Annotated in this window: 2 protein-coding genes; both read left to right on the top strand. The window is 67.8% G+C overall.

Annotated features, from left to right (window positions below; genetic code table 11):
* Positions 1–758: MFS transporter (locus tag AC1VAN_RS20915; RefSeq protein WP_480986645.1), on the top strand; the 758-nt coding region annotated here is incomplete at its 5' end.
* Positions 759–780: 22 nt separating this feature from the next.
* Positions 781–1,720: HlyD family secretion protein (locus AC1VAN_RS20910; RefSeq protein ID WP_480986644.1), on the top strand; the 940-nt coding region annotated here is incomplete at its 3' end.

Raw genomic sequence — 1,720 nt, 5'->3', positions numbered from 1 at the left:
GTCTGCTGGTGCTGTTCTTCATCAACGAGTGGTTCCATCCACTGCCGTTCTTCAAGCTGCAGCTGCTGGCCAACCGCAACCTCAGCTACTCGCTGATTACCCTCGGTGGCGTGCTGTTCGTGCTGCTGGCGGTGATCTCCATTCCTTCCGGCTTCCTCGCCAGCGTGCAGGGCTATCGCCCACAACAGACCGCGCCGATGCTGCTGTGGGTGGCGGTGCCGCAGGTCATCGCGCTGCCGTTGGTCGCCGCACTGCTGAACATCCGTGCGATCGATTGCCGTTGGGTGCAGGCCACCGGGCTGGCGCTGCTGGCGCTGGCCTGCTGGCTGGGCGCGCATCTGGACGTCAGCTGGATACGCGACAACTTCCTGTGGGTACAGCTGCTGCAGGTGTTTGCGCAGCCGATGGCGGTGCTGCCGCTGCTGATGCTGGCCACCGGCGGCTTGGCGCCACAGGACGGTCCCTTTGYCTCGGCGTGGTTCAACACGGTCAAGGGCTTTGCTGCGGTGCTGGCCAGCGGCGTGCTGGAAGCGGTCGCGCAGGGACGCCGCCATTTCCACTCCACCGTGCTGGTCGAGCGACTTGGCGAACAGCCGTGGCTGGCCGAAGGGCCGCAGCTTGGCGCGCGCCTGCATGCGCAGGTGCAGGCGTTGACCTCGGCCGATCTCTACCTGCTGGTCGCGTTGGTCGCGCTGGCCTTCATTCCCCTCATTGCCTGGATGCCCACCCGCATCCATCCGCCACGTGCCGTGGCCTGATCCCCTTCGCAGGAACTCCCCCATGACAATCAATCGAACGTATCTCAACGCGGGCCTCGGCCTGGGCGTACTGCTTCTGGCCGGTGGTGCCTGGCTGCTGCTGCGCGATGGCCGCCACCAGACCACCAACAACGCCTATGTGGTCGCCGACTACACCGTGGTCGCACCGAAGATCGCTGGCTTCGTCAGCGCGGTGGAAGTGCAGGACAACCAAGCGGTGAAGGCCGGTGACGTGCTGGCCCGCATCGATGACCGCGACTACCAGGTCGCGTTGCTGGCCGCCCGCGCCGACCTGGGCAATGCGCGCGCGCAGCTGGCCAACGCGCAGGCGGCGCTGGCACAGCAGGGCTCGCTGATCGAACACGCCCAGGCGAGTGTGGATGTCAGCCGCGCCGAACTGACCCTGGCCAGCGCCGACCAGCAGCGTTACCGCGAGCTGGCCCGCAACGGTGCCGGTACCGTGCAGAACGCGCAGCAGGCGCAGTCGAAGCAGGCCGTGGCCAGTGCACATCTGCAACAGGGACAGGCCGCGTTGTCGACCGCACGCCAGCGCACCGACATCCTCGCTGCCGGGGTGCAGGCCGCACAGGCGGCCGTGCAGCGCGCCGAAGCCGCGCAGGCGCGTGCCGAACTGGATCTTTCGCACACCGAGCTGCGTGCACCGATTGATGGCGTGGTGGGACGCCGCGCAGTGCGCGTCGGCGCCTACCTGACCCCGGGCACGCCGGTGGCCGCGGTGGTGCCGCTGCAGCGCGCCTTCGTTGTCGCCAACTTCCAGGAAACGCAGATGACCCGCATGCAGCCGGGGCAGCAGGTCGAACTGACGGTGGACGTGTTCCCCGGCACGCGGCTGCGTGGCCATATCGACAGCATCGCCCCGGCCACGGGGGTGACGTTCGCCGCGGTGGCGCCGGAAAACGCGACCGGCAACTTCACCAAGGTGGTGCAGCGCATTCCAGTGA

This window comes from Stenotrophomonas sp. 05L44_2, assembly GCF_056665995.1.
The sequence above is the reverse complement of the archived record's forward strand: the minus strand, read 5'-3'. Positions and strand labels throughout refer to the sequence as shown.